At 64.5% G+C, this 4,330-nt stretch carries 5 protein-coding genes; 3 read left to right on the forward strand and 2 right to left on the reverse strand.

Features of this window, described 5'->3' with window-relative positions; translation table 11 throughout:
* From A2J03_RS17590 to A2J03_RS17595, 3 genes are all read left to right on the forward strand, one after another.
* Positions 1 to 1,043, forward strand: a 1,043-nt coding sequence (locus A2J03_RS17590) for an RNA polymerase sigma factor (RefSeq protein WP_068376341.1), incomplete at its 5' end; no start/stop codon positions are given.
* Between the two features lie 65 nt (positions 1,044 to 1,108).
* Complete coding sequence (locus A2J03_RS30585) at positions 1,109 to 1,246, forward strand: hypothetical protein (protein WP_156520431.1); 138 nt, start codon at positions 1,109 to 1,111, stop codon at positions 1,244 to 1,246.
* Between the two features lie 31 nt (positions 1,247 to 1,277).
* Complete coding sequence (locus A2J03_RS17595; protein WP_068376343.1) at positions 1,278 to 2,021, forward strand: CPBP family intramembrane glutamic endopeptidase; 744 nt, start codon at positions 1,278 to 1,280, stop codon at positions 2,019 to 2,021.
* Between the two features lie 312 nt (positions 2,022 to 2,333).
* Here the strand turns inward: A2J03_RS17595 and A2J03_RS17600 are convergent, their stop codons facing one another.
* Entirely contained in the window at positions 2,334 to 3,563 is a 1,230-nt protein-coding gene (locus A2J03_RS17600) for a globin domain-containing protein (RefSeq protein ID WP_068376345.1), read from the reverse strand.
* Between the two features lie 33 nt (positions 3,564 to 3,596).
* Positions 3,597 to 4,034 carry an RrF2 family transcriptional regulator gene (locus tag A2J03_RS17605; protein ID WP_068376347.1) on the reverse strand — a complete coding sequence of 146 codons (438 nt, stop codon included), beginning with the start codon at positions 4,032 to 4,034 and terminating at the stop codon, positions 3,597 to 3,599.
* Between the last annotated feature and the right edge of the window lie 296 nt (positions 4,035 to 4,330).

Here is a 4,330-nt window from a genome sequence, read left to right on the forward strand (position 1 = left end):
TACGTCATCTGCGCCTGAGCAAGAGAAGTGTGCCGCTCGATGACAGCTTCGACCTCGAGGCGCCGCACGAGACCGAGTCTGCCGCCGAGGAACGCGACATCCGCGCGTTGGTTGCGGCGGCTGCGGCGGGGCTGAGCCCGAAGGATCGCGAGGTGCTGGAGCTGAGCATCCGGCACGATCTGGACAACGCTCAGGTCGCGGCGGTCCTCGGCATCGGCATGAACCAGGCGAGCACGCTGACCTCCCGTGCGCGCACCCAACTCGAGCGGTCGCTGTCGGTGCTGCTGGTGGCGCAGGAGCGTGGCAACGCGTGCGACGGTCTCGACGAGCTGCTCGCATCGTGGGACGGAGAGTTCACTCCGCTGTGGCGCAAGCGAATCGGCCGGCACATGGACAAGTGTGCGATCTGCAGCGGCATCAAGGATCGAAAGTTCCGGGCCGCGGTCCTACTCGGTCTTTTCCCGTTGGCGATCACCCCGTTCTGGCTGCGCGATCGAATCATGGGAGCTGCGCAGGCCGACGTCGAACTCGTCGCCCTTGCCACCCGAATCGATCCACTCGATCGAGAAGGTTTCCCGACGCAAGCTCGACGCTCGCAGCGCGGGGTGTGGTTCGCCGGGGCCGGTGCAGCCTTGCTCGCCGTCGGCGCCGGGGTCGGAATTCTCGCGATCGAACCCGCAACGAGCACCCCACCGATTCCAGCGCAGTTCGACGTCGTCGACGCGCCCCCGTCGATTCCGGTCCTCCCGGCTCAACCCGCGCCCATTTCCTCCGCCGTCGAACCACCGAGCGCGTCTCTCGCTCCCGTAGCACCACCCCTACCCGTCACCAGCGCTCGCCCGGTGCCGGTACAACCGGTGCCGGTCGTCACCACCCCCGCTCAGCAGATAACGACCACCGTGACAGCAACGCAACCCGCCAGCACTACTCAGGTCACCACCACCCCTACGACGACCACGACGACCACGACGACGACCGCTGACGAGACCACAACCACCACGACGACGCGCACCACCACTCGGAGTCCGGAACCTCCTCGCTGAAAAGTTGTTACTGCTCGCCTGCCCTGTCACTCCTACAGGGGTAACGACGAGTGAGGAGAAAGCCCATGAACCAGATCGTCTCGAAGATCGTGTCCGTGCTTCGCAACGAGTTCGTCCAGGACCAGCACCACCTGGACGAGTGCGCCGAGCGACTGTTCCGGCCTGCCGATCTACACGCGCTCGCCGGATCGCAGTTCAGCTGATCTCTCAGGTTTCCTCCGTACACTAGGTGGGATGCTCATGAGACAGGACGCCGCTGCGACGGGTCGTCTGCGCGGCTTTCACGCCTATCTCGACGTTGCCGTCGTCGTACTCGTGCTGGTAGCCACCAATCTCATCGCGCACTTCACGACGGTATGGGCCAGCATCGCGACGGTACCGATCGCCGCGACAGTTCTTGTTGCCCTCACCCGACGTCGGGGGCTCGGCTGGGCCGAACTCGGCCTGTCACCGAAACAGTGGAAGACCGGTTCGATCTACGCGCTCGCCGCCGTCGGCCTGGTCGTCACCGTCGTTGCAATCGGCGCGCTCTTGCCGATCACGAGGCCGTTCTTCATGGCCGACAGGTACGCAACGGTCTCGGCCGCCCTGGTTGCATCGATGATCGTCATTCCGCTGCAGACCGTCATACCCGAGGAACTCGCGTTCCGCGGTGTACTGCACGGCACCCTGGGCCGCATCTACGGCGCGCGCGGAGTGTTCGCAGCCGGTTCCCTGCTGTTCGGGCTGTGGCACATCGCGAGTTCCCTGGGCCTGACCGCAGGCAACGTCGGATTGAGCAACTTCCTCGGCGGTGGCCTGTTCGGTCAGATCGTCGGCATCGTGGCTGCAGTGCTGGCGACGGCTGCGGCAGGCCTCGTCTTCACCTGGCTGCGCAACCGCAGCGGCTCCCTCATCGCGCCCATCGCACTGCACTGGTCGCTCAACGGCATCGGTGCGCTCGCGGCGGCGCTGGTGTGGCACGCGTCGACGTCGTAGATGCTCGGTGCTCGGTGCGGTTCGGGGCGCGTGGTCTCGGTGCGGTTCGGCGCTCGCTGCGCAGGTTCCAGCGAACGCGCAAGTTGCAACGCGTGCCTGGGCTGCAATGTGCGCGTTCAGCCCGCCAGGGTGACCGAATGAGACATTCGCTGCGGTTCGGGGCTCGCTGCGGTTCGGCGCTCGCCGCGCAGGTTCCAGCGAACGCGCAAGTTGCAACGCGTGCCTGGGCTGCAATGTGCGCGTTCAGCCCGCCAGGTGACCGAATGAGACATTCGGTCACCCTGGGGGCCAGCAGACAGCAAACCAAGAAACTCAGCCCAGCGACCACTCGTCGGGAGCGAAGAGTTCGCAATGGATTCGAGCCGGGTCGATTGATCGCTCGGTGAGTTGCGCACGGACCGCCTGGACGAATCCGCCGCTCCCGCACAGGTAGATCTGTGCGTCCGCAGGCAAAGCAACGTTGGAGAGGTCCATCAGGCCGCGATGTGCCGTCTCGTCGTGGTCCGGTCGGTCGTACCACAGCTCGAGCGTTGCGTTCGGCAGAGCGTCGACCAGCTGTCGTTGACGCTTCATCAGTGGATGGTTGCTCGGCGAGCCATCCGCGTGTAGAACCGTCACCTCGCAGTCCGATTTCGCGTGGTGCAGGTGCTCCAGAATGCCGATCATCGGGGTGATGCCGATGCCAGCCGAGATCAATACCACTGGTTCCGAGCCGATTTCGGCGGTCGGCAGGTCGCCGAACGGGATGCTGACATCGAGCATGTCGCCGGGGCGCACGTTGTCTGCGATCCACGTCGAGACCTCACCGGCGGGGCAACCCCCGGACGCCGCAACGGGTTTGACCGCGAAAGTCAGTTCGTTGTCCGCGCCCACCGTGACGAGGCTGTATTGGCGAATCTGCCTGGCACCGTCCGGCAGGGTTGTTCCGACGGACACGTATCGACCCGGCTGATCCTGATCGCTGAGGTGCCAGTCGGCGATCACGCCGATCACGACCGCGCCCGACGGGTCCTCCACCCGCCGCGACACCGTGGCCCGGTGAAAGACCTGCCCAGCATCGACCCCGGCATCCTCGTAGAGCCGACGCTCCAAGTCGATGAGAGTGTCGGCCATCATCCAGTAGACGCGGTCCCATGCCGAAGCGACCTCTGCAGTTACGGTCTCGGCGCCGAGTACTTCGACGATGGCGGCGAAGAGGTGATCGTGCACGATCGAGTACTGATCGGCGGTGATGCCCAACGACACGTGGCGGTGTCCGATCCTCGACAGCATTTGGGCGGGATGAGGCAGATCGGGATCGACCAGATGGGAGGCGAACGTTGCGATCGACGCCGCCAGCGCTCGCTGCTGTGCGCCCTGCGCCTGATTGCCGCGGTTGAAGAGATTGCGCAGCAACTCGGGGCGGGCTTGAAACATGCGGGCATAGAAGACGCTCGCGATGGTGTCGATGTTTGCGCCGACCAGCGGCAGAGTCGCCCGAATCATGTCGGCGTGCTCGGGTTCGAGATCGGTGTCGAGGTCTGCTGGATAGTAAATGGACATGGGTGTTCCCTTCGTTGGAGCTGGTGGAGCCCGTCAGGGCTGCGGAGCGGTCGCGATCGTCAGCTGAAGGAACGGCGATGCGGCCAGGTCGTCGATCGTGTACCGATCGAGTTCGGAATAGAACGCTTCGTGGGCATCGGCCAGCGCACGGCGCAGCCTGCACGCAGCGAGGAGGGGGCACGGTTGTCCGCCGGTGCAGTCGACTACCTCGCGGTCACCTTCGAGTCGGCGAATCAACTGCCCCACCTGCATCGACCGTCCGGTGTCGGTGAGAAAGAGTCCACCCCGACGCCCGCGAACAGCACGAACGCAGTCGAGTCCGACCAACCGAGTTATCGCCTTTGCGACATGGTGTTCCGATGCGTTGACCTGCGTGGCGATGGAACCGGTTGTCAATCGCCTGTCGGGCCCGGCTGCGGCCAGCAACATCATCGCCCGGAGGGCCAGATCGCTGAAGCGAGTCAGTTGCATGGAACCGACGGTAGTTTAATGCGCATCGACAATGCGACTTTTAGTCTGGTGTGCTCGAACACCACGTTTCGTGCGGTTTTTGTACCAGCACCGATGCGGTTTGGGTGGCCGCCGATCGGGGACGCGCACGTTCCAGCGAGCGCGCAAGTTGCAACGCGTGCCTAGGCTGCAACCTGCGCGTCTAGCCCGGCGAGTGACCGAATCAGACTGTGAGTATGGGTGTGTCCGGTTGATACTGGACTTCTCCAGTGAGTTGGGGCCTGACTCTGAAACAGACCGACGTCTCAGACTGTCCT

Origin of the sequence: Rhodococcus sp. EPR-157 (genome assembly GCF_001647195.1) — a bacterium.
Lineage (GTDB): Bacteria > Actinomycetota > Actinomycetes > Mycobacteriales > Mycobacteriaceae > Rhodococcoides.

Bases quoted from the DNA above. Each gene is read 5' to 3' on its own strand.
- A2J03_RS17595 (WP_068376343.1), top strand. From the start codon at position 1,278: ATGCTCATGAGACAGGACGCCGCTGCGACGGGTCGTCTGCGCGGCTTT.
- A2J03_RS17600 (WP_068376345.1), bottom strand. From the start codon at position 3,563: ATGTCCATTTACTATCCAGCAGACCTCGACACCGATCTCGAACCCGAG.
- A2J03_RS17605 (WP_068376347.1), bottom strand. From the start codon at position 4,034: ATGCAACTGACTCGCTTCAGCGATCTGGCCCTCCGGGCGATGATGTTG.
- A2J03_RS30585 (WP_156520431.1), top strand. From the start codon at position 1,109: ATGAACCAGATCGTCTCGAAGATCGTGTCCGTGCTTCGCAACGAGTTC.